21 protein-coding genes and 4 tRNA genes are annotated in these 23,209 nt (G+C 50.1%); 5 read left to right on the top strand and 20 right to left on the bottom strand.

Annotated elements, in window-relative coordinates:
- Window positions 1-22 precede the first annotated feature (22 nt).
- Genes EDM55_RS26330 through EDM55_RS26340 form a run of 3 tightly spaced genes read right to left on the bottom strand, consistent with a single transcriptional unit; the run spans window position 23 to window position 3,735 of the window.
- Complete coding sequence (locus tag EDM55_RS26330) at window positions 23-1,537, bottom strand: efflux RND transporter periplasmic adaptor subunit (protein WP_122961752.1); 1,515 nt, start codon at window positions 1,535-1,537, stop codon at window positions 23-25.
- Between the two features lie 21 nt (window positions 1,538-1,558).
- Window positions 1,559-3,010, bottom strand: coding sequence for an ABC transporter permease (locus EDM55_RS26335; RefSeq protein ID WP_092267688.1), 1,452 nt, complete (start codon window positions 3,008-3,010; stop codon window positions 1,559-1,561).
- A gap of 23 nt (window positions 3,011-3,033) precedes the next feature.
- On the bottom strand, window positions 3,034-3,735 hold the full coding sequence (locus tag EDM55_RS26340) for an ABC transporter ATP-binding protein (protein ID WP_122961753.1): 702 nt from the start codon (window positions 3,733-3,735) through the stop codon (window positions 3,034-3,036).
- Between the two features lie 216 nt (window positions 3,736-3,951).
- Here EDM55_RS26340 and EDM55_RS30480 point away from each other — a divergent pair, with 216 nt between their 5' ends.
- A complete protein-coding gene (locus tag EDM55_RS30480) occupies window positions 3,952-4,125 on the top strand; it encodes a hypothetical protein (protein WP_170184436.1) in 174 nt (57 codons plus the stop codon).
- 195 nt (window positions 4,126-4,320) lie between these two features.
- The gene (gene pdxK, locus EDM55_RS26345; protein ID WP_092267686.1) at window positions 4,321-5,136 is read left to right on the top strand and encodes a pyridoxine/pyridoxal/pyridoxamine kinase; all 816 of its coding nucleotides are present in this window, start codon (window positions 4,321-4,323) and stop codon (window positions 5,134-5,136) included.
- A gap of 83 nt (window positions 5,137-5,219) precedes the next feature.
- Here pdxK and rarD read toward each other — a convergent pair whose 3' ends face one another.
- Window positions 5,220-6,128: an EamA family transporter RarD gene (gene rarD / locus EDM55_RS26350; RefSeq protein ID WP_092267685.1), complete on the bottom strand. Its 909-nt coding sequence runs from the start codon at window positions 6,126-6,128 to the stop codon at window positions 5,220-5,222.
- A 255-nt stretch (window positions 6,129-6,383) separates the two neighbouring features.
- Between rarD and EDM55_RS26355 the strand changes: the two genes are divergently transcribed.
- Window positions 6,384-7,292, top strand: a complete 909-nt coding sequence (locus EDM55_RS26355) for an EamA family transporter (RefSeq protein ID WP_122961754.1) — start codon at window positions 6,384-6,386, stop codon at window positions 7,290-7,292.
- A gap of 76 nt (window positions 7,293-7,368) precedes the next feature.
- Here the strand turns inward: EDM55_RS26355 and EDM55_RS26360 are convergent, their stop codons facing one another.
- The 8 genes from EDM55_RS26360 to EDM55_RS26395 all read right to left on the bottom strand — a co-directional run bounded on the left by EDM55_RS26360 (window position 7,369) and on the right by EDM55_RS26395 (window position 16,580).
- A complete protein-coding gene (locus tag EDM55_RS26360; protein ID WP_092267683.1) occupies window positions 7,369-8,184 on the bottom strand; it encodes an ABC transporter permease in 816 nt (271 codons plus the stop codon).
- A complete protein-coding gene (locus tag EDM55_RS26365; protein WP_092267682.1) occupies window positions 8,184-8,984 on the bottom strand; it encodes an ABC transporter ATP-binding protein in 801 nt (266 codons plus the stop codon). The genes EDM55_RS26360 and EDM55_RS26365 overlap by 1 nt, the downstream gene beginning before the upstream one ends.
- Before the next feature lie 22 nt (window positions 8,985-9,006).
- A complete protein-coding gene (locus EDM55_RS26370) occupies window positions 9,007-10,074 on the bottom strand; it encodes an ABC transporter substrate-binding protein (protein ID WP_122961755.1) in 1,068 nt (355 codons plus the stop codon).
- 68 nt (window positions 10,075-10,142) lie between these two features.
- Window positions 10,143-11,873, bottom strand: a complete 1,731-nt coding sequence (locus tag EDM55_RS26375) for a thiamine pyrophosphate-requiring protein (RefSeq protein ID WP_122961756.1) — start codon at window positions 11,871-11,873, stop codon at window positions 10,143-10,145.
- Window positions 11,874-11,894: 21 nt separating this feature from the next.
- The gene (locus tag EDM55_RS26380) at window positions 11,895-13,346 is read right to left on the bottom strand and encodes an aldehyde dehydrogenase family protein (RefSeq protein WP_122961757.1); all 1,452 of its coding nucleotides are present in this window, start codon (window positions 13,344-13,346) and stop codon (window positions 11,895-11,897) included.
- A gap of 28 nt (window positions 13,347-13,374) precedes the next feature.
- Window positions 13,375-14,589, bottom strand: a complete 1,215-nt coding sequence (locus EDM55_RS26385; RefSeq protein WP_122961758.1) for an FAD-dependent oxidoreductase — start codon at window positions 14,587-14,589, stop codon at window positions 13,375-13,377.
- 30 nt (window positions 14,590-14,619) lie between these two features.
- Window positions 14,620-15,723, bottom strand: a complete 1,104-nt coding sequence (locus EDM55_RS26390; RefSeq protein WP_122961759.1) for a cupin domain-containing protein — start codon at window positions 15,721-15,723, stop codon at window positions 14,620-14,622.
- Window positions 15,724-15,740: 17 nt separating this feature from the next.
- Complete coding sequence (locus tag EDM55_RS26395; RefSeq protein WP_092267676.1) at window positions 15,741-16,580, bottom strand: fumarylacetoacetate hydrolase family protein; 840 nt, start codon at window positions 16,578-16,580, stop codon at window positions 15,741-15,743.
- Between the two features lie 208 nt (window positions 16,581-16,788).
- Between EDM55_RS26395 and EDM55_RS26400 the strand changes: the two genes are divergently transcribed.
- A complete protein-coding gene (locus tag EDM55_RS26400) occupies window positions 16,789-17,562 on the top strand; it encodes an IclR family transcriptional regulator (RefSeq protein ID WP_092267675.1) in 774 nt (257 codons plus the stop codon).
- 53 nt (window positions 17,563-17,615) lie between these two features.
- Here EDM55_RS26400 and EDM55_RS26405 read toward each other — a convergent pair whose 3' ends face one another.
- From EDM55_RS26405 to EDM55_RS26420, 4 genes are all read right to left on the bottom strand, one after another.
- Complete coding sequence (locus EDM55_RS26405; protein ID WP_092267674.1) at window positions 17,616-18,626, bottom strand: FecCD family ABC transporter permease; 1,011 nt, start codon at window positions 18,624-18,626, stop codon at window positions 17,616-17,618.
- Entirely contained in the window at window positions 18,623-19,630 is a 1,008-nt protein-coding gene (locus EDM55_RS26410; RefSeq protein WP_122961760.1) for a FecCD family ABC transporter permease, read from the bottom strand. Before EDM55_RS26410 ends, EDM55_RS26405 begins: the two co-directional genes overlap by 4 nt.
- Window positions 19,631-19,704: 74 nt before the next feature.
- Window positions 19,705-20,643, bottom strand: a complete 939-nt coding sequence (locus EDM55_RS26415) for an iron-hydroxamate ABC transporter substrate-binding protein (protein ID WP_122961761.1) — start codon at window positions 20,641-20,643, stop codon at window positions 19,705-19,707.
- Between the two features lie 5 nt (window positions 20,644-20,648).
- Window positions 20,649-21,440, bottom strand: coding sequence for an ABC transporter ATP-binding protein (locus EDM55_RS26420; protein ID WP_122961762.1), 792 nt, complete (start codon window positions 21,438-21,440; stop codon window positions 20,649-20,651).
- A 186-nt stretch (window positions 21,441-21,626) separates the two neighbouring features.
- Here EDM55_RS26420 and EDM55_RS26425 point away from each other — a divergent pair, with 186 nt between their 5' ends.
- Window positions 21,627-22,679, top strand: coding sequence for an NAD(P)/FAD-dependent oxidoreductase (locus tag EDM55_RS26425; protein ID WP_092267670.1), 1,053 nt, complete (start codon window positions 21,627-21,629; stop codon window positions 22,677-22,679).
- Between the two features lie 146 nt (window positions 22,680-22,825).
- Here the strand turns inward: EDM55_RS26425 and EDM55_RS26430 are convergent.
- From EDM55_RS26430 to EDM55_RS26445, 4 genes are all read right to left on the bottom strand, one after another.
- A tRNA-His gene (locus EDM55_RS26430) sits at window positions 22,826-22,901 on the bottom strand.
- Window positions 22,902-22,918: 17 nt separating this feature from the next.
- Window positions 22,919-22,995 (bottom strand) — tRNA-Met (locus EDM55_RS26435).
- Between the two features lie 37 nt (window positions 22,996-23,032).
- Window positions 23,033-23,108 (bottom strand) — tRNA-Gly (locus tag EDM55_RS26440).
- Window positions 23,109-23,117: 9 nt separating this feature from the next.
- Window positions 23,118-23,191, bottom strand: a tRNA-Glu gene (locus EDM55_RS26445).
- Between the last annotated feature and the right edge of the window lie 18 nt (window positions 23,192-23,209).

Consider the following 23,209-nt stretch of genomic DNA (forward strand, 5'->3'; position numbering starts at 1 on the left):
GTGACTTCTATGCCATTATGGATCAGACATTGGTCACCAGTACCTCTGCCCCTTCTTCCAACCCGCTCTTGATCTCGATAAAGTCCGAGCCCTCCACACCAATCTCTACTTCTTTTGGAGACGGCTGACCTGTTGAAGGATCCTTGATCATGACTGTGCCTTTGCCTTCTTCCATTACCTCAACGGCATTCAAAGGAAGCCGTTTTACCTGGTCCTTCTGCTCCACGTAAATATCGCAGTCACCCGTCATGCCATGCTTCATTTCACTGGTTTCACTCAATTCGACCTTCACAGCGAACCGTACCGATTTGTCTTCCTTGGTGCCTTCTTTCGGGATTTCGATTACCTTGCCTTTAAATGGACGATTGCCAAATGCAGTTACGTACACATCCACGCTCTGTCCCATCTTGATCGCCGGAATATCAATCTCATCCACCGCGGCAAGAAAATAGACAGATGTCGCATCCATGATCACTACAGCAGGCTCTCCTGAGGTTGGGGTCTCCCCTTCCTTTACATTCAGCTTGGTAATGACTCCGTTGATTGGCGCCTCCACTTGCTTTTTCGCGATCTCGCGCTTCTTCTGTTCCATCGTCAGAAGCGATTCTTTGAGTGCGAGTTCTTTTTCCCGCAGCTCCAGCTCGGATGACGTCATATCCATTTTAAACAAAAGTTGTCCGACCTTGATCTCGTCGTCCTTCTCCACCTCGACCTTTCCAATCTTTCCATGAGTCCCTGCCAAAAGCTCCATTTCGTCAGGCAGCTCAAACGGCGTAGCCATCTGGCTCGCGTACAGTACACCCTTGGCATCGGTGAACTGGACTTCCCCCATGTCCCCGACATAAAGGGCACCCGGTTTTTTCACCTGCACTTCCACATTGTGCACGCCGCCGATTCCTTTTTCTTTTTGTCCCACCAGATCGATATCGGTTATCGTCCCGTCCACGTAATACAAAGAGGCGGTAACGAATACCTTTACCTTTTGACCAATCCGGAATTGCTCCGCTTCATATGCGCTAAACTTCCCTGTTATTTTCAAATAGTCGGTGTTCGTCAGCTTGGCAACCACGGAATCCGGCGTGACCACATCGCCTTCCTTTACCAGCACTTCCTTGACCTTCCCCATCTTATCTGCCAGGATTCGATCTTTCTTTTGCTTGAGCTCATCCAGTTCCTTCTGGGCACGGAGTATGCTCAGCTCCTGTTTTTGGAGCTCCAGCTGTGCATCCGTGCTGTCTACCGTAAACAGCACGTCCCCTTTTTTCACGGACTGCCCTTCGCTGACCAGCAGGCGCTCGACCTTGCCGCTGATCTCCGGTTTTACTTCTTCCCGTGCTTTTGCCTCAACGGTACCGGATGCAAAAATCGTCTTTTTGACTTCCCCTACGTCGACCATCGCTGTAGGAAAAGATGGCTGCTCCTGCGGCTGCTCTTCCGTTGCCACATCCTTTGCCTTCATGGCGGTGTATCCATAGTAGCCGCCTCCACCTAATACAGCTACGACTGCCCCGATAATGATCCACTTCTTCTTGTTCATTCTCTCGTTCCTCACATTTCCTTATTCAGATCGGATCGCCTGCAGGGCACTCAAACGCGAAGCCCTAATCGCAGGGAAAATACCTGCCAATAAACCGATAACAAAAGAAAAACCGATGGCAAACAGGGCTAACCACCCCGGAATAACGGCGAGCTTCGCGGCGGCTTCTCCTTCGGCGCCCCTGCCGTAGCCCATGTTCAAATTGTCCATGAGTCCACCTGCTGAGCCGAAGTAGTTGACCACCTCGACGGCTCCCCATGCCAGTCCAAGCCCCGTCAATCCGCCGATCAGTCCGATGAAGCCAGACTCCATCAGAAACAGCCAGCGAATATTGAGAACAGTAGCTCCGATTACTTTCATAATTCCGATCTCTTTGGTACGCTCCAGAATGGACATAATCATCGTATTGACGATACCAATCGTCGCGACCAGAAGGGAAATAGCTGCGATACCACCCAATACGAGCTGAATGACAAAGAAAAACTTGTTGATCGTCTCCAGCTCCCGGGCAGGGGACCACACTTCATAGCCCTTTTCCTTTAGCGCTTTTACAACGCTCTCTACCTTCTCACGAGACTCGACCTTTACCGTCAGCTGATCAAACTCAAAGTGGTCCTGCTTGGCTTCTTCGCGAGTACGGCGTGTGGAGCCTTCCGCCATCTCGTCACCCCTGCCCCGGTTGACCCAATCGTTCAACTCCTTGACGACGCTGATCGGTACGTAGACGGCTGTGGAATAACGCTGGTTGTCAGACTTTTGCAATTGTCCAACCACCCTTACGCGCATCTCTTTCTTTTCGTACTTGGGCTCATCATCAACACGGTACTCCCGCGACAGGACAATCGTGGCTGCCTTATCCACGAGATTGAGCGCAGTCGGGGCCCCTCCCCCCATATCCGGCGGAGGCATCGCGGAAGGGCCATTTTTTCTCGCATCGACATTACTGCGGCGCGCCTCCCGTTTTTCCTTTTCCACATCGCGCATTTCTCGCGGCACATCGTAGGCGATGACGACCTCTTGCGGAGAACCCGATAAATAGGTACCCTTTTCTACATCGTTTTTGCGGTAGGCTGCTGACTCGTTGACATCGACCCCGATCAGCTCCACATAACCTTCCCGGCGACCCACCTTCAGCTTTGCCTGCTCCTGGAGGCGCTTTACCGGCATGACTGCCGCAATACCGGGAATTTTCTTCAATTCCTGAACCGCTTCGAAATTCAGCTTCTTTCGTTCATCATCCGGAATGACTCGATCCTCTTCCGGTATGTAATACATCGGCTCTACGTCCATCTCAGTCAAATTGCCGAAATTCTCCAAGCTTTTGACAGCATTCTCTTTCAACCCGAGACTCAAAGCAATCATCGCGACGATCGCCGCAGTTCCGATCATGACCCCGACCGAAGTGAGGGCAGTACGCAATTTCATGCGCCACAGATTTCGCCAAACAATGCGAAAAGAATCCATTACTTTCACAAACGTTCACCTCATACCCGCATCTACGCTGGTCTTGTCCTTTTTTGTACGACACGTCCGTCCTGCAAATAGATGACCCTGTCGGATTGTTCAGCTACCTCTTGCTCATGGGTAACGATGATGAACGTCGTTTTGTTTTCCTTGTTCATTTGCCGCATGAGTGTCAGAATCTCCTGCTCGGTTTTGCTGTCCAAGTTCCCCGTAGGCTCGTCTGCCAGAATGATACTCGGCTGATTAACCAATGCCCGTGCAATACTGACACGCTGCTGCTGTCCACCGCTCAATTCATTGGGCTTGTGGTCCAGTCTTCCGGTCAAGCCCACATGCTCGAGGATCTCTTGCGCTCGCGCTCGTCGCTTGCGGACACTTTCCCCTGCAAAAATCAACGGAAGCTCGACGTTTTCCAGCGCCGTCAAATTGGGAAGCAAATTGTAGGATTGAAAAATAAAGCCCATGCTCTTACGCCGGAACAAGCACAGCTCATTCTCACTGTAGCGCGATATTTCCTCCCCACTGACCATTACACTGCCCTCATCCGGTTTGGTTAACCCTGCCAGCAAATTCAGTAATGTCGATTTGCCAGATCCCGAGGAACCGCACAGGGCAACGAACTCCCCTTTACTAATGTGCAGATTGATATCGAACAGTACGGGAACTTTTATCTTTCCTGTCCCGTAGCTGTGATTCACTCCTGTCACTGTCAGCTCTCCTGCTGCATTTTTCATCTCTGCTACGCCCCTCATCACTTGCTCAAAATGGAAAATTTGGGTACACATTTATAGACGTGAGAGCGGTAAAAACGTAACAGGCAACTGCCAATATTTTTCAAGTTCACATGGATGCAACATGTTCTTCAAAATAATGTAACAAACCCATAACCTTTTTCGTACTTATCACTGATACACTAAGGATGTGAAGAAAACACGAGAGGGCAGATAAAGATGACCATCTATCGATTTATGTTTGAAACCGCCACACGCAAATGGGTTGAGATCATCAAGGCACCGAGCATGTTTGAAGCAGCGAAGCAAGCGAAACAGCTGGCATCTGCACGCGCGAAATCCATGTCTACGTCCATCAGCTTCTCTTTTCATCACGCTGCTTCCATAAAATAAAAGATACCCATTCGAAGACGACCGCTTATCCGCAAAACCGGAGAGCGGTTTTTTTGCATTTACGGGAATATTATTGACACCGCCGTATTTTTCCTTTTCAATAGAGATATAACAAAACAGTCCAGTACAGTGCGTAAGTCCGTCACCGAACGGGAATCGTACATTCCTACTCAACTACAAAGGGAGATAAGAAAAATGACCATGCGTAAAGCACTCACAATCGCCGGTTCCGATACGAGCGGCGGAGCTGGCCAACAGGCTGACCTCAAAACCTTTCAGGAGCTTGGCGTATTCGGAATGACCGCTCTCACCGTTATCGTTGCACAAGACCCTCACAATGGCTGGCATCATGATGTGTTCCCGATTGATGTAGCCGTGCTCGAAAAACAGCTGGAAACCGTACTCGCAGGGATCGGCGTAGACGCGACGAAAACCGGCATGCTGGGAACGACTGAGCTGGTTGAGCTGGCTGCCCGCAAAATCGAGCAATTCCAACTGAAAAACGTCGTAGTCGATCCAGTCATGATTTGCAAAGGTGCTGACGAAGCCCTCCATCCAGAGATCGCGATCAGCCTGCGCGAAGTTTTGCTGCCTCGCGCAACCGTAGCGACGCCAAACCTTTTTGAAGCCGGAATCCTGAGCGGACTGGGCGCACTGAAAAGCGTAGAAGATATGAAAGAAGCCGCGAAACGCATTCACGACTTCGGAACTTCCTATGTAGTGGTAAAAGGCGGCAGCAAGCTGCAACATGGAAATGCTGTTGACGTTTACTATGATGGACAATCCGTTGAGGTGCTGGAATCGGAGCGCTTCGACACTACCTTCACTCACGGTGCAGGCTGCACGTATTCCGCTGCAATCTGTGCGGAGCTGGCGAAAGGAAATTCCGTTCGCGAAGCCGTGAATGTTGCCAAGGACTTTATCACAGAAGCCATCCGACATTCGTTTGCACTCAATCAATACGTGGGACCGACAAACCACGGGGCTTATCGCCGTTCCAAGCAGGCGTAAGCCGTCATCCCTTTTCCATTTCATAAAAAAACTCCTGATTCGCCAGGCAAAATGCCGGTGGTTCAGGAGTTTTCTTTTTCTGATCACGCTTGCTCTTTTACGGCTTGATCCGTTTTCAACGGTACGTTCACCGTTTTCTTTTTCATGGAGCTAAGGGTAAAGACGATGATCGCTCCCCAGATCAGGGAGAACGATATGAAATGCGTAGTCGTGAACGCTTCCCCAAACAAGAAAACAGCGCTCAACAGCTGGATGGTCGGCGACAAATATTGAATAAAGCCCAACGTCGACAATGGCAGGCGCTTGGTCGCTTGCGCAAACCAGTACAACGGCATGGCAGTCCCTACTCCTGCAAGTAGAAGCAAAACGAATTTCCACCACTCCAGTGCAAACGCGGTACCTGTGCCGTTCATTTCAATGATAAACAGGTAGATAAGCGAAAGCGGCGTTACAAAAACGGTTTCCCATGCCAGACCGAACATCGCCTCGAGATTGACCAGCTTTTTCGCCAATCCATAAAAGGCAAAGGTCAAAGCGAGCGATAGAGCCACCCACGGCACCTGACCATACTCGACCGTGATGAAAATAACCCCAAGTGCAGCCATTCCCAGTGCCACCCACTGTCCGATGCCGAGCTTTTCTTTCAAAAAGATGACACCCAGCAATACGCTGATCAAAGGGTTCATGTAATAGCCGAGACTCGCTTCCATCACGTGATCATTGGTAACAGCCCAAATGTACAGCAGCCAGTTGGCACTGATTAGCATGGAGCACAGGAACAGCGCTCCCTTTAGCTTCGCTCCGGGCGCCGCCGCCCATAACGGCTTCCAACGCTTCGTAATGACAATAATGAAAAGAACAAAAATGAGTGACCATACTATTCGGTGGGCCAAAATTTCCAATGACCCCATGCTTTGAAATAGCTTCCAGTAAAACGGAAGCATTCCCCAAGCCAAGTACGCCACAATCCCGTACAAGACCCCTTGTTTCATCTCTGTGCCTCCACGTATGCCAGACTTATGGTAGTAGTGTAACGGAATTACTGGTAGATCGCTATGTATTAACAGCGAGCATACGTACCGAAGTTCACCTTTTAGTCCACTGCTGTGGTAACAAAGCAGCAGAGCATTTTGCTACCATAGTAACCAGATAAAGCGAGTCGCAATTTTTCATTGTACCAATAAATCACCTGTAGTACAATAGGTTTTATTCATAAAAGTTCACTATTTCAGAAGGGAATTTCACCTATGACATACTGGAAATCGGTGCTATTGGTTTTGCTGGGTGCTTGCAGCTACGGAGTTCTGTCCTTATTTATGAAGCTATCCTTTCAGGCTGGATTCACCCCTTATGAGATGAGCAGTAGTCAATTGATCTTAGGCGGACTGATCATGTCCATCATGGCTCTGTTCTTTTCCAAGCAGCGCTTCCAATGGAAATATGTGCAAAAGCTCATTCCTGTCAGCTTGATGATGGCATCGTCCAGTTTCTTTTACCATCAAGCCGTCAGTCAAATGTCTGCATCACTCGCTATCGTTTTTTTCTTTCAGTTCACCTGGATCGGGGTCCTTTTGGAATCTGTCGCGCAGCGCAAGTGGCCATCTCCTGCTAAATGGGTATCGATCGTGATGCTCGGGATCGGAACCGTCTTTGCGAGTGGCCTCGGAGAGTCAGGATGGCAGACCATCAGCTTGACGGGACTCGCATGCGGACTTCTGTCAGGAGCGACCTTTGCCTTTGTCATCTTTTTTAGCGGCCGGATTCTGGCGGACATGAATCCGTACCTGCGAAGTGCCATTTCAATTAGCTTGGCGTCGGTAATGATTTCGATCGTCTATCCTCCCGCTTTTCTGATAAATGGACGCTTACTGGAAGGCTTGCTGCCATTCGGACTGCTCGTCGCTCTCTTCGGTTCCGTCATTCCGATCTTTTGTTTGTCGGTGGGCGTGCCTCGCATTGGCAACGGACTGGCGACCATTCTCAGTGCAGCGGAACTGCCAGCGGTCGTTCTCCTGTCCAGCTTCGTCCTGCGTGAGTCGGTGTCGCTGTCGCAATGGGGCGGGGTCCTGATGATCCTCGCAGCGATCGGCATGCCCCAGATCAAATGGAAGCAGATTCTGATGCCTGCACAGACTGTTCAAAAGAAAAGCGCGTAATACTCACTGCAAAAAGGCGTGTGGAACCCATTGGTTCCTACACGCCTTTTCTTTTGTGAAGCTATGCGGCTTCTGCTCAAAAGCGCCAAGGGGCAATTTTGCGCTCCAGCACTTTCAGCAGCTGATTCAAAACGACCGAAATCACCATAAGTACGGCTACATACCCTAGATACTCCCCTGTCTTAAACAGCTCGGATGCATGCCTGATTGCATAGCCAATCCCTTGGGTGGAAGCGAGCATCTCAGCTACTACGACCGCAATCATAGCGCGTCCAATCGCCAATCGGATCCCGGTTACGATGTAGGACATCGAGGACGGGAAAATGACCTCTTTAAACAGTTGCAGCTCCGTGGCACCATAGGAACGCGCTGCCTTGATCAGGGAAGTATCTGTCGTCTTCACTCCTGCTGTTGTATTAATGAGGATCGGAAAGATCGACATCGTAAAGACCATCATGATTTTGGACAACAGGCCCAGCCCAAACCACAGAATGAAGAGCGGCGTCAGTGCGATCACAGGTGTCGTGTACAAAGCGATGATAATCGGATCAAACGCATAGTCAAGCTTTCTCCAGTATCCGAGAGCGAGACCGATGGGAATGCCGATAAGTGCCAGAGCAAATCCGATGGCGAGCTCGATGAAGCTGGTCAATAAATGCTCGAAGACAGCGCCGTTTGCCATGAACTGCCAGATGCTTGCGATAATATTACTCGGCCAGTTGAAGATAAACGTATCGATCATCCCGATTTGGCCAAAAATTTCCCAGATCCCCAAAATGATGACTACAGTAATGACAGGGTACGTTACGGCTGGAGAGATCATGCTTTTTCTCTTCTTTTTCGCAGGGATGGATGTACTGCCTGTCGTCACCGCTTTGCTGAGCTCGGACATCAAGCTTCCCCCCTTTGATACTGTCTTTTGACTTCGCCTTTTAAATGGTTCCAGACTTGCGATTTGTAGTCTTGGTATTCAGGCAATAGCTTTGTCTCCAAGGTACGCGGGTAAGGAATGTCAATCGTCAGCTCCTCCACGATCCTGCCGGGACGAACTGACATGAGGAAAATCCGGTTTGAGAGAAACACAGCCTCGTCTATCGAGTGCGTAATGAAGATAACCGTCTTCTTTTCGTGAAGCATCAGCTTCAGGACTTCCTCCTGCATGATTTCCCTCGTCTGTTCATCAATGGCGGAAAACGGTTCGTCCATGAGCAGAATCTTCGGCTCCACAGCAAAGGCACGAGCAATTCCCACACGCTGCTTCATCCCGCCGGATAGCTGATGCGGATACTTGGACTCGAAGCCATCCAATCCCACCATGCGAATGTAATGCATGACTTTCTCCTGGATTTCACTTTTGCTTTTTCTCTCTAGCCGCAATCCAAAAGCAATGTTGTCGAATACCGTATGCCAGGGCATCAGGGCGAAATCCTGGAATACCATCGCGCGATCTCCGCCAGGACCGTTGACTTCCACACCATCGATGTAGATTTTTCCGGCACTGGGCCGATTTAAACCATCGAGTGTATGCAAAAGCGTGCTCTTTCCGCATCCACTCGGCCCAATGATAGAGATGAATTCTCCGGGATAGACCTTTGCTGACACGTTATTTAAAGCGTGAACCTGATTGGGCTCGCCCTCGTTGTAAATGACATTGAGCTGATGAAAATCCAATACGGGAACTGCCTGCGCCATCTTCCTCCAACTCCTCTCGCTGTCAATTCGGATAAAAGCTTTCGTCGATTACTTTGTCGATCGTAAGGCTATCATCGATGATCCCGATGTCCTTCGCGATTTTGAGTGAGAACTCAATGCCGTCTTTATTGAATTTTGCATCATCTGGAATGGTGGGCAGTACGAATTCCAAGCCTTTGCGTGTAACCTCCTCGCTAAAGCCCAGTTCCTTCACACCAATTTTCACGACCTCATCCAGATTCTTAGGGTCTTTCACAAATTGAATCGATTCCACCATCGCAGCCATAAACGCTTTCAGGACTTCCGGTTTTTCACGGATCATTTTGCCGCTTGCTGTAATGACGTCATGGTTAAGCCCCTTTAACTCGTCCTTGATTACCGCGATTTCCTTCATACCTGCTTTCTCTGCTTCCACATCAGAGGGTGTAGCGATGAGCGTGACGGCTACCTGCCCCGTTTTCAAAGCTGCCAAGCGAGCAGGCGATGCTCCAGCCGAAATGATGGTCACGTCTTTATCCGGCTGCAGGCCATGATTTTGCAGCCACCATCTCATCTGCATGTCTGTTCCGTTATTGGGTTGGAGTACGGCTGCTGCTTTTCCCTTCAGATCTTCTACCTTTTGGATGTCAGGGGAGACAAAAACTTTGAAGAGCGATTCAGAAACAGAAGCCCCGATAATCTTCATGTCGGCTCCTTGTGCTACACCGGAGATCACATTTTCCGGCAGGCCAAACGTCAGATCGAAGTTGCCCGATTGCAAGCCGCGGAGCGCGACGACGCCGCCTTCCACGCCTTGAATCTGAACGTCCAAATTGTATTTCTCAAAGATTCCTTTCTCTTTTCCAACAAAAACAGTTGTAATATCTTGTGTGGTGAGGGCCGCACTGCCGATATTCAGCTTCGTCATTTCAGCCAGCTTTTGCTTGGGTGCATCTGCCTGTGCTGCGTTTTGCGCATTGGGTTGGGTTGGCGTAGCATTGGACGCTGCTGGCTGCGCAGACGATCCGGTAGAGCTGGATTGGGCACAGCCACTCATGAGCAAAGCTGTGGACATGAGCAAACCGATCACACTTTTCCATGCTGTTCTCATCCTGAATAACCCCCTTCTTACCTTGCGAACTAAGAATGAATGAAAAATCGCTGTTGACCATATACGGGCTAATCTTTTTGGTTCGATATTTTCGCAATGCGCACATCAATGACCGCGGATCGTCCGCTTTTCACGGCCTCCATGCCGGATTGCAGCGCTTCTTTTAAGTCTTGTGGGTCCACTACTGTTCTGGCGTATGCACCTCCAGCCGCTTCCGCCATCTTCGCGAGATCCGCCGGTTGATCAAAATTGACCCAGTAACGATCGTCACGCTTGGCTGCCCCATCCGGGTAGAGCTTCAGCAGATTTTGCTTGGTCGCGTTCCAGCCCTGATTGTTGTAGATCACGGTCAGAAACGGCACCTGGTATCTTCGCGACATCCAATACAGGGAGCCTGGTACTCCAAAGAGGTAGCAGCCGTCCCCGGTAAGACTTACTACCGTTTTGTCCGGTTGGGCCAGTTTGGCTCCGAAGGCTGCTCCTCCTGCCCACCCCAAGGAGCTTCCGCCATTCACAAAATGCGTCATAGGTTTTGTTCGAGGCAGATGCTGAGTCACCGCGAGTGCATTGGTGATCGTCTCATCCATGACGATCGTGTCTTCGTCAATGACTTCCCGCAGACATGCAGTCAGCCATTCCGCCGTGATCACGCCATCTTCTGGCTGCTTTTCCCGTAGCCTCCACTGCTCCCGCTGATCCGCATGCGCTCTCGCCAGCCGTTCGTATCTTTCCGAGATCACCTCTTCATCCAAGGGAACCGAGTGAATCGCGTCGATCAACTGGTCGAGTGCTTCACAAGAATCCGCCTGGTAGAAGCAGGTAGATGGCATATACCACAAAGGCAAATCTTGCTTGAGCGGATCGATATCGATGTAGTAGATTTGACAATCCTCCTTGGGCTTGAAAAGAGTCTGCACCCACGGAGCATCGGAATCGATGACGAGGATGACATCCGCCTTCTCCACCCATTCCCGCCCCTGAAAGCCTTGGTGCATCGGGTGATCCCACGGAAAATTCATATGACTGGCGTTTTGCTCAATAACGGGAATGGCCAGCGTGTCACACAAAGCGACCAGCTGCTGCACGGCCTTTGCATTTCGCCCCAAGTAAGAGGTAATGACCAAAGGATGTCTCGCGTTTCCCAGCGCAGCCATCATTTTCTCTACAGCTGAGCTGGGCAGTGGTGTCTTCTCGATTGGGGCCCATTTTTCCGGGGAATCGATACAAGGCGTGACCTCTTCCTCCAAAACCTCTCGTGCACCTGTTAGGTAGATTGGTCCTTGAGGGTCGGAGTGGGCTAATTGCATGGCCCGATACACGAGTCTCTTCACATTTTTGCCGGTGCGAATGTCGTACTCCCACTTCACGTAAGGACGCACAATCCCGCGCTGGTCATACACATTTTGCAGATGGTTGATATGTGTGTTTCTCGTTCCTCGCAGTTCCCCTTCCATGGTGTAAGGAGTCTCTCCTGAAAAAATGAAGACAGGGACGCGTGATCTCGCCGCATTGTGAACGGTCCCGCCCAGGTTTTGCGTGCCGACGTCTGTGTGGACAAACACACCCTGTGCTTTCCCACTCAATAGCGCGTATCCGTGGGCAGCACACATCGCTACGCTTTCATGCGGACATATGATGACTTCTGGCAGTGCGCGGCCTGCTGCTTTTGCCTTTGCCAAGCCTTCGATGATCGCGGGATGATCGCTCCCCAGATTGGAGAACAGATACGATACGCCCCACTCCTGCAGAGCGTCAAGCAAGGCATCCGCCGTGTTGTACGGGACCTGATTATCTTCCACTTGCCAACTCCTCCTCTTCTCTCAAGTTGTCCGATGGAGATTGATGGCGTGGTATTCGATGTATTCCGCGAGTCCCACTTCCCCATTCTCCCTCCCGATCCCGCTCTGCTTCACTCCACCAAACGGCATATGACGGTATCCAAGTGGTGTTTGACCATGACCATTGACAAAGGTCATTCCAGCTTCAAGGTCACGCGCGAGACGCAATGCCCTGTCCGGATCAGCGGACCAGACAGATGAACCCAAGCCGTACTCGGTGTGATTCGCCATCTCCACGGCCTCTTCTTCCGTTCGATACGAGATCAGGGGGATCACGGGGCCAAACTGCTCACAAGTCACGATTTCCTGTCCTGGCTCCACATCCCTGACGACCGCTGGCTGCAGGTAGTAGCCGTTCTCCCAGTTGTCTGGCTCCAGCTTTGTTCCCAGATGAGTGACCGTCGCCTGGCTATTTTTCAATCGCGCCGTCAAATCCTGCACGTACTGGTATTGCTGCTTATTGTTGAGCGGCCCAAAGGTAGCTTGTTCATTCAGCCCGTGTCCGATTTTGAACGAGTCCACATATTCACAAAGCTTCGCATGGAAGGAATCGTACAAATGCTGGGGTACGTAGATTCGCTTGATCGCAAAACAAACCTGTCCGGACCGCCGAAATACCCCTGCTGCTATTTTCGGGACGACCTCATCCAAGTTTGCATCGTCGAGAACGATCGCAGGGTCGTTTCCTCCCAATTCGAAGTGAACGCTTTTCAGAGCATCCGCCGCATCCTTCATCACATGCGCTGCGGTTCTTCCGCCACCGGTGAACGAAACTTTCCGTACGAGCGGATGTGTCGTCAAAGCCTTGCCTACATCGGCATCACCATGAATGACGGAGATCACGCCCGGTGGAAAAAGCGCTGCCATCTTTTTCAATACCGTAGATGCTCCCATAGGGGCAAAAGGAGAAGGCTTGATGACAATCGTGTTGCCGGCAATCAGTGCCGGAGCAACTTTTTGCATCGTCAGGACAAGCGGAGCATTCCAGGGGACGATGCCCGCGATGACCCCGATCGGTCTTTTCTCCACACTCACCCAGCTATGTGCATCTTCCACCCGTGTCTCTTGGAAAAAGGTCTGGGCCAGCTCAACTGTATTTTTGATCGCAGAGATCGCCAGATGCGTGATCTCCAGCTTCGTTGTCGAAAGAAGCATCCCATTTTCTCTCGATACCATAACAGCCAAATCGGAGGCTTCTTTTTCTAAGAGGGAGGCTGCCTGCTTCAAAAGAGCCATCCGCTCGTGCAACGGAGTCTTGCGCCACGAGAGGAATGCCTGATGGGCTGCTTCTACTGCCATTCCCACATGCTGGGTCGAGCCTTTTGCTACCAGCCCTACCACATCTGACAGGCGGCCCGGATCTCGCACTTCCATATAATTTTCAGTCGATATCTCTTCATTATTGATCAGCAAATGTATGCGGCCCACACTCATCCTTTTCTCGCCCTCGCTTTCTACGAATCTAGACTTGGGTTTTCGGAAGCTCGCCGATTCCTTCTTCTCGTGCACTCGCGATCATGGCCGAAGCCAGGAGCCATTTCTTCGCTCTTTCCGGATCCGCGGCCAGCTCTGCCATCTCCTTTTGCAGCTGCAGGCGATGAGCTGGATCCTTTTCTTTTACGACGTTTGTATTTTTTTCGCTAATTTTCCGAACGTATTCCATAGCCACCCGACGGCGTACTTCGTTATAGGTATCGAATTCCGGTCCAAACTCTGCCCCTTCGCTGATACGAAGCAGACGGATGCTCAGATCAATCGCGTCGTGGATACCGCTGTTCAGGCCCAAGCCTCCCATCGGGCTATTGATGTGCGCCGCATCTCCCAATAGAATCACGCGCCCGTCATAAAAGGAATCCGCCACGCGCTGATGGATTTTGTAAATGGTATTTTCCACGATCGGAAAGGTATCTGTCGTATGAAGCGCCTTTTGCAACGTTTTTTGGATGTTCTCGGGATTGAGCGCTACCTCATCGCTTGTCTCAGGTGAGATCGGGTACAGGAAACGCCATGCTTCCGGAACACGCAGAATGAACAGGAACTCTTCCGGGTCCGAAATGTAATTCACAAAAGCGAGATCAGGAATATACCGATCAAAAGGTACGGGGGTTCCTACCAGCAGCCATCTTTCTTCCAGCGTATAGCCATCGAATCCCACTCCCAGCTTTTTGCGGACAGTGCTTCTTCCTCCATCTGCCCCCAACAGGTACGGTGTGCGAATTTGATAGCTTCCCGAAGGTGTCTGTACCGTAACATTGACACCGCTTTCATCTTGTTCAAAATCAACTACTTCAGAATCGAACAGCAGCTTGGCGTGTGGGCGCGTGCTGAGGCGCTGCGCCAAAATCTCAACATAGGTGGCCTGCGAACATTGCAGACGGAACGGATATTTCGTTTCATCCTTTAAAAGGCTAAAGTCGAATTCCGCATACAATCCCGTTTTGCGGTCCCGGTATTGGACTTTATCCGCCGGCAGCCCTCTCTTCATGAGCTCGTCAGCTACACCAAAAGGCTCTAGCAGCTCCATCGTCCCCGCATGAAAGGTAGATGCACGCCATTCCCGACTCGGTGTTGAGCCCTTCTCCAAAACAACAACCGGTATTCCTTTCAGTGACAGGATGTCTGCGACAGTCATTCCTACGGGGCCAGCTCCAGCGATGACAATAGGATCCTTGAACATGGTGTCTCCACTCCTTTGCTTGAATCAGGATTATTCCACAATCGGTACGAAAACCTCGGTAATGATTTGCGAGCCACCGTTTTCCCGGTATTCTTCCTTCCGCTCGAAATCGAACGCTTCCATAATCGGCAAATCATTCGTAGAAAAGAGCAGAGCGTCTTCTGTTTCCGACAGATTCACGTGCTCATGCCAGACCCACGGCGGAATGACGAAGAAATCTCCCTCTGACCATTCAAACTTCACTCCGTTCATCACGGTGTAGCCGCTGCCTTTAAATACGTGATACACATTGCTGTGCACATGGCGATGCGCTTTTCCAAAGAATTTCGGGGGAAGCTTTTGCATGCGCGCGCCAATCCGATTATTCGCATCTTTGCCTGTCGAAGGATTGATGTACTCGATCGCATAGCCGTCAAAGGGATCCGGCTCAAATTCACTGAGTCCATCCAGGCCTTTTTGGGTCAGCTCCCACTTGTACCGGCCCAATGGCGCGATACTCGGACTCCGATCCGAAATGGGACGAACCATGCCGCCCTGATAACGTTTTGAGCTGTAATCATCCGGGACGAGCAGCTCTTGTTGCTTTTCGGGGTAAAACTCGGTAAAGCACACATTCATGAACAAAGTAAAGGGAACATCGAGGCAATCCATCCACATGATGGTCTCTTCGCCTTGATTGGTATGATCGTGCCACGTCCACGTAGGGGTAATCAGATAGTCGCCCGGTTCAAAGGGGATTTTTTCTCCGTTTACACGTCCTGATCCACCCTCGCCTTTCATAATGAAGCGCAGGGCTGTCGTCGTATGCCGATGGGCCGGAGCAATCTCTCCCGGTTTGACTGCTTGCACAGCCGCGTATAGCGTATGGGTAGCTCCCCCCCAGCCATAAGGGATCAAATCCTTCATGCCTGGATTAATCAGAAAAACAGCTCTCCTGTCTGCGCCGTCCCCTACCTGGAGCAAATCTTCCGCTTCCTCCAGATGCTTTTCAATCAGCTCCCGTTTCCATAAGTAAGGGATGGGTCTTGCTTTCGGTTCAATGGTATTCAGATCATGGATCGATGCCCACAGTGGCCCCAGATTGTTACGGTCCAGCTTTTCGTGAAACGAATGCAAATCAACGGACTGTTTCATATCGCCAAAACTCCTCCCTACTTGTATTCAACAGAGACACTGAATTCGCCGATTCTGTCGATCTGGATACGGATCGTGTCGCCTCCCTCGATTGGGCCGACTCCCTCAGGCGTCCCGGTTGTCAAAATGTCTCCGGGTTCGAGTGTCATCGCAGCAGAGGCTACCTCAAAGAATTTATAGCAGTTGTAGATCAAATCTTTTGTGTTGGCGGATTGACGCACGTCTTGATTCACCCACAATTGAAAGCCCAATTCGTTCGGATTGTTTACTTCATCAGCCGTCACAATCCAAGGACCAATGGGGGTAAACGTATCAAATGATTTGCGCCACGGGCGATCTTCCTTTCCCCGTACCGTGATATCCATCAAGGCAAAGTATCCAAATATGTAACGATGGGCCTCACATGCCGGAACGTCTTTGGCCTGCTTCCCTACTACGAAAGCCAGCTCTGCTTCATGATCCGTTCTTCTTTCGCGAAATGGCAGCTTCACTGTATCGCCAGGCCCGATGATAGAGGAGGGCGCTTTCAAGAAAAAACCGAGCTTTTCAATGGTGTATTCGGCGTTGCTGAATTGCTCATTCATCTCATCCTGATGCAAGTAGTAATTGACCGGTGCCGCCACAATCTTGGTTGGCTGCGGGACAGGCGGCTGCAGACGAACGTCCTCTAGGGCATGGGAGGGAACATGTGAAAGGGCATCTTCTATTTGTGGCTTCAGATCCTCAAATCGATCCATGAGACGAATGAGGGAAGCTTGCGGGTTGGCTTGGTCCCAGGAGATCACAGATGAGAGATCATAAATTCGATTTCCCTCAACGACGCCGGGAAGAAAATGATTAAATATCGCAATTTTCACTTTACTTACACCCTCTCTACTCGTATAGTGAGTTTATCAACTCGTTTTTGATTTCTGAGTTAAAAGTAACAAAAACCCAAAAAGTAGTCAATGTTTTTTGAAAATTAAATCTTTAACTTGCGTTTTGTTAAATCTTGTTCGTTTTTCTTCCCTATGCTGTGTATACTTGATATGAAAAAAGATACATTTGTTCATTCTGGAGGTCCCTATGCGTGATGTAAATATGAACCCGATCCGCTCGATAAACAGAGCCATCGATATTCTGCAAGCATTTACCATTGAAAGACCGAACCTCACCATCGAAGAAATCACTCAGATGACGAAAATCCCGCACTCTACTGTCTATCGCATCTTGTGTACCCTAGAAACGCGCGGACTTGTGAAGTTTGATGAAAAAAGCCTGCAATACAAGCCCGGGCTGCGTCTTTTGGAGTTCGGCTTCCTGCTCTCATCTGTGCTCGATGTCAGCAAGGAAGCGGAAGATATCTTGGCAGACCTGCAGCTCAAAACGGGTCAAACGGTCCTCATGGCAGCGAAAGATGCGGACGAAATCCTCTATATCTTCAAAAAAGAGAAGCAAGAGGGATTGAAATTCTCATCCTTTGTCGGCCAGCGACGGCCCTATATTTACGGTGTCCTCGGTCCTGCTCTCCTCGCCTTTTTGCCTGACAAGGAAATCGAGCGGATTCTGCGATTACCTGTCACTGAGCATGCGACGCATACGCTGAGAGATCCGTCAGTCGTACGCGAACGGCTGAAGCAGATCCGATCCGATCGATACTATATTGAGACAAATGAAACCAACCTCGGTGTGACTGGAATCGGCTCTCCGGTCATTGGACTTAATAACGAGGCGATTGCCGCCATTGGAATCATCGGTCCCGCGGTGGAAATCGACGACCAACTAGACGGCTTCAAGCATTTGATCGTGGAGGCTTCCGAACGCATTTCGCTGAAGCTCGGGCACAGAGTCGTCATGTAGGATAGAGATAGAAAAAAGAGCAGGAAGCCACTGGCCCCTGCTCTTTCCCATCTCTAAGATTTCTTCCACAACAAGTACATAAAGTACGGTGCCCCGATCAAGGCTACCATGATTCCCGCTGGTATTCCATCCGGGTCAGCGAGATTGCGTCCAATCGTGTCTGCCAGCAGCAGCAGCGCTCCGCCGAGAACAATGGCTACCGGCACATTCAGCTGATGCCGGGGACCTACGAGTGCTTTTGCCAAATGTGGTGCCAAGAGACCGATAAACGCGATCCCTCCTGTTACCGAAACAGCAGTGGCAGCCAAAGCGACAGCTGTCAGCAGCAGGATCAAGCGTTCCTTTTCTACTGCGAGCCCTACACCAATCGCAACAGGCTCATTTAACGATAACAGGTTCAAGCGGTTGGCCTTGTATAGCGTAAAGGGTATCAGAATAACCAGCCAAGGCAAAATAGCCCAAATGAACGGCCAATCGGCTCCCCATATATTCCCTGCCAGCCATTTGGAGATAAAGTCTACTTTTTCCCGCTCTGCTGACGATATGAGGACAATCATGGCTCCGGATAACGCCATGGAAAAGCCTACCCCAATCAGTACGACTCTCACCGGCTGCAACCCTGTACGCTTGCTAAACGAAAAGAAATAGACGCACAATGCCGTAAGGATCGCCCCTGCAAACGCAATGACCGGCAGCAGGTAGGCAAACGCCCCCGCGTCAATAGGAGCAAACAAAAAGAACAACGAAATCGCGACACCCGCACCGGAATTGATCCCGATTACCCCCGGTTCTGCCAGGTCGTTTCGAGTAACGCCCTGGAGAATAGCACCCGATAAGGCCAAAGCCATTCCTGCCAGCCACGTAATAATCAACCTCGGCAGTCGAACTTCAAACAGCACAAACTCTTCTTTAAATGTACCCTCCCCCAGCAAAGTGGGCAGCAAACGGTCATAGGACAGCGAAGAATAGCCCATTCCCATGCCGATCACGATAATGACTGCTGTCATTGCCAATAGCACGAACAAGAGAATTCGTTGTTTTCTAACAAGAGCTGGATGAATCATAGAAACGATTTCCCCCTTTTCCGGACGATGAAAAGGAAGAAGGGCAATCCCAGCACCGCAACCAATGCGACTACAGGAGTCTCGTAAGGCGCATTGACGGTTCTCCCGAGTGTATCTGCCAGCAGCATAAAAGCAGCTCCGATCACAGCAGACATCGGAATGATGTAGCGGTAATCCGTGCCAACCAGCGGACGCACCAGATGGGGAATCATCAGACCAATGAACGCCATATTTCCTACAAGCGCTACCGAAGCTCCTGCGAGCAGGATCATCACGATGAAGAGAATGGTTTTGATCAGCATCGTTTTTTGTCCTAGCCCCACTGCACCCTCTTCACTCAAGCTGAGAATCGTCAGCTGTCTGGACAAAATGACGGCCAGAATGATTCCGATCGTGATAAAGGGAATGATGATCTGCAGCTGACTCCACGATGTTCCAACGACGCCCCCTGCTGTCCACATGGAGACATCCTTGGAAACTTTGAAGTGAAGCGCTACCCCTTCTGCTACCGCGTATAAAAAGGCTGAAACCGCTGATCCCGCCAGCACCATACGCAGCGGCGAAAATCCACCTTTTTTCAGCGACCCCATACCAAAAACGAGCAGGGCGCCTATTGCCGCGCCGATGAAGCATGCCACCATGATGCCTAAATAGTTCGCTGTAGGAATCAAGGCAATCGTGATGGCCAGAGCAGCGTTCGCTCCTGCTGTCAGCCCGAGCAATCCCGGGTCGGCCAGAGGGTTTCTCGTCATCCCTTGCATGATCGCTCCTGCGACGGACAATGCCGATCCCACGAAGATGGCAGCGACCTCTCGAGGCAGACGAATTTCTCGTAGAAGTGACATTTTTTCGCCAGCTGCCCGCGTCGTCAGCGCCATCCATACATCCCTCAAGCTGGTATCTGCTGCTCCCAAAACCATGGCGATGGCGAACATCACCAAAAAAACAAGAAACGAAGCGACCAGCTTCGGCCCGAATAAATAGCGTCGATTATCGTTTGTCATTTGCCATCTCACTTTCCTCTTCTAGACGAATGAGAAGGAATTCTTCCAGAAAAGAACTCCTCCTAACGTGTCCCTTATTTTTTTCCAAGGAAATGCTCGCTGAAAAATGACAACTGATACTCCAGGGTAAGCGGATCGTTAAAATAAAACTCGTTCATGTTCGCTTCAAATACGTGATTGTTTTTGACCGCTGGCATGTTTTTATACGTTTCCGTCTCTTGGAAGGAATTGTCCGTGTCCTTGTTTTTGGACAAGATGACATAGTCTCCCGCAAATTGAGGCAATACCTCCAAGGAGAGCGCAAAATAACCTTCCTTGAGAGCCGTTTCTTTTACTTTCTCAGGCATGTTCAGCTTCATCCCCTGAAAGAGAATCTCTGTACCGCGCCCCCAGTTGTCCCCGTATACATAAAGCTGTTTATCGAAGTTTTCAATAACTGATACCGTCGCGTTGTCACCGATTTTCGCTTTGATTTCTTCCCCTGTTTCTTCCATGCGCTTTTTGAAATCATCGACCCAAGCTTGTGCTTCCTTTTCTTTGTTCAGCACTTTCCCGATTTCAACATGCTGGCTCAAATAATCTAGCTTCCCGTATGTAAAGGTAACAGTCGGAGCGATTTGCCTTAGCTTGTCGAGGTTTTTCACATCAGACAGGGCCAGGATCAGATCCGGATCCAGCTCGATAATTTTTTCGATGTTCTCTTCTGAGACTTCAGCAACGTCTTTGAGTTTGTCGTTAAAGCGTGGGTTCTTCTTCGCCCAAGCGTCTACCCCAGCCAGATTCACATTCAGTGCCATCACATTACCTGCGTAGGAAGCGAGTACGACAACCCGTTTCGGGTCTGCTGGCACTTCGACTGGTCCTTTTTCCGATTGATAAGTAATCGTGCCTGTTTTTGCTTCCTGTGTCGGTGCAGCCGAGCTGGCGTTGTTGCGCTCTTCCGGTTGCTGACTGCCGCAAGCACTGAGAATAAATACGAAGACTAGTGTAAGCGTAAACCACATTTTTTTCATGATGTCTATTCCCCTTTAGCCAAGTTGTACGTGATACACATAGGTTTGTTTGTCCGAGGATCTCGTCCGATTTCGGCGTCAATCTGGAATACTTTTTTCAGTACGTCTGGCTTCATAACGTCTTCGCATCTTCCAGCCTTCACGACCTGCCCGTCTTTTAGAGCAATCATGTAGTCGGCAAAACGTGCGGCTTGGTTCAAATCATGCAAGACCATAACGATCTTACGGTCCTGCTCGACATTGAGCTTTTGCAAAAGCTCGAGGACTTCCAACTGATGGGCCAGATCCAAATAGGTAGTCGGTTCGTCCAGGAAGATAATTTCCGTCTCCTGCGCGAGCGCCATGGCAATCCAGACCCGTTGGCGTTGTCCACCTGACAGGGCATCTACAGGACGATATTTGAATTCCTTGGTTCCCGTAACCTCAAGCGCCCAGTCGATCGCTTCGTAGTCTTTTTTGGTCAACCGTCCAAGCCCGCTTTGATAAGGAAACCGTCCATAGGAAACCAGCTCGCCTACTGTTAGTCCACTTGCACTTTCCGGTGTTTGTGGCAGGATCGCCATTTTTCTCGCAAGAACCTTCGTATTTTCTTTGGAAATGCTCTCTCCATCCAAAATGACCGTTCCGCCCTGATGGGAAATGATCCGTGTCATAGCCTTGAGAAGCGTAGATTTCCCGCAACCATTGGAACCGATGATGGTCGTGATTTTTTTATCTGGAATTTGCACACTAAGTGTTTTTACAATCAGTCGTTCACCATAGCCAATGCTCAAATCCTCGGTATACAGGCGAGCCATTATGTACCCTCCATTTGTTGAAAAAAGTTTAGGGAAGATCCTGATAATGATTATCAATTTCGTATTATACTATAAAGGTTGTTCATTTTTACTGTCAATACTTAATTAGGTTGTCATGAGCAAGAAAAGGCATTATAATTTGTTGAGAATGAGAATCACTTACATATAATAGCAGGAGTGATGGATATGGAGCAGTACGATTTATTTGACGTTACCATTATTGGTGGAGGTCCGGCAGGGCTTTACTCCACTTTCTATAGCGGACTTCGCGAAATGAAAACAAAGCTGATGGAGTTCCAGCCGCATTTGGGCGGAAAAATCCATGTGTACCCGGAGAAAATGATCTGGGACGTGGGGGGACAGACACCGATTACGGGTGCCAAGCTCATCGAGCAGCTTATCGCGCAAGGGCTTACCTTCCATCCTGAAGTCGTATTAAATGAGAAAGTGGAATCGATTTCTCGCGATGAAAACGGAATTTTTATTCTGCACACAGCGTCCGGCAAGCTTCACTACTCCAAAACCGTCATCGTCGCTGTCGGCGGCGGAATTTTGACCCCGCAAAAGCTGGATCTGGAGGGGGCAGAGAAGTTCGAGGTTTCCAATCTTCACTACACAGTAAAGTCGATCAACTACTTCCAGGACAAAACGGTCATCATCTCAGGCGGAGGGAATTCCGCGATCGATTGGGCGAACGAATTGGAGCCGATCGCAAAAAAAGTTTATTTGACATACCGGAAAGAAAACCTGTCCGCACATGAAGCCCAAGTCACTCAGCTCATGACCAGCTCGGCTACCTGCTTCTTCCAAACCACCATCACGCGACTCGTCGCTTCTGCCAATCGCGAGGTCGTTGAGTATGTAGAACTGACCAATCACGATACAGGTGAGGTCACGACTCTCGCTGTCGATGATGTGATCATCAACCACGGATACGAGCGGGATTCGAGCCTTTTGCGCAACAGCAGCTTGGACATTCAATTGGTTGAAGATTTCTACGTAGCTGCTAGCTCAAACGGAGAATCGTCGATCCCAGGGCTGTATGCTGCCGGTGATATTGTGCATTACGACGGCAAGCTCCACTTGATCGCAGGTGCCTTCCAGGACGCTGCGAACGCTGTTAACAAAGCCAAGCAATTTGTACAGCCTGAAGCGAATTCTTACGGAATGGTTTCTTCCCACAATGAGATTTTCAAGCAGCGAAACCGGGAGCTAGTCAAGCAAATGCTGCAAAAGTAAAACTTCACTCCCTACTTCTTTGGAACAGCCAAAAAGCTCCGTTCCTTGCCTCTCGTCAGGTAAGGAGCGGAGCTTTTTCATGATGCTTTAGGCAAACGAAAAAGAGTGCGACAGAGATCTCTCCATCACACTCTTTTCAAAACGTATGGGGCGATCGATGGGACTTGAACCCACGAGTGCCGGAGCCACAATCCGGTGCGTTAACCCCTTCGCCACGACCGCCATACAGTCGATCTATTTGGTAGCGGCGGAGGGAATCGAACCCCCGACCTTTCGGGTATGAACCGAACGCTCTAACCAGCTGAGCTACACCGCCAAGTTTTTTCCTAATCATTACGAAGCTAAAAATACGATGGAGCGGACGAAGGGTCTCGAACCCTCGACCTTCGCCTTGGCAAGGCGACGCTCTACCAATTGAGCTACGTCCGCATGAATAGGTGACCCGTAGGGGATTCGAACCCCTGAATGACAGCGTGAAAGGCTGCTGTGTTAAACCGCTTCACCAACGGGCCAAAATATGGCGGATGGAG

The sequence above is a fragment of the Brevibacillus centrosporus genome, from assembly GCF_003710815.1.
GTDB classification, from domain to species: domain Bacteria; phylum Bacillota; class Bacilli; order Brevibacillales; family Brevibacillaceae; genus Brevibacillus; species Brevibacillus centrosporus.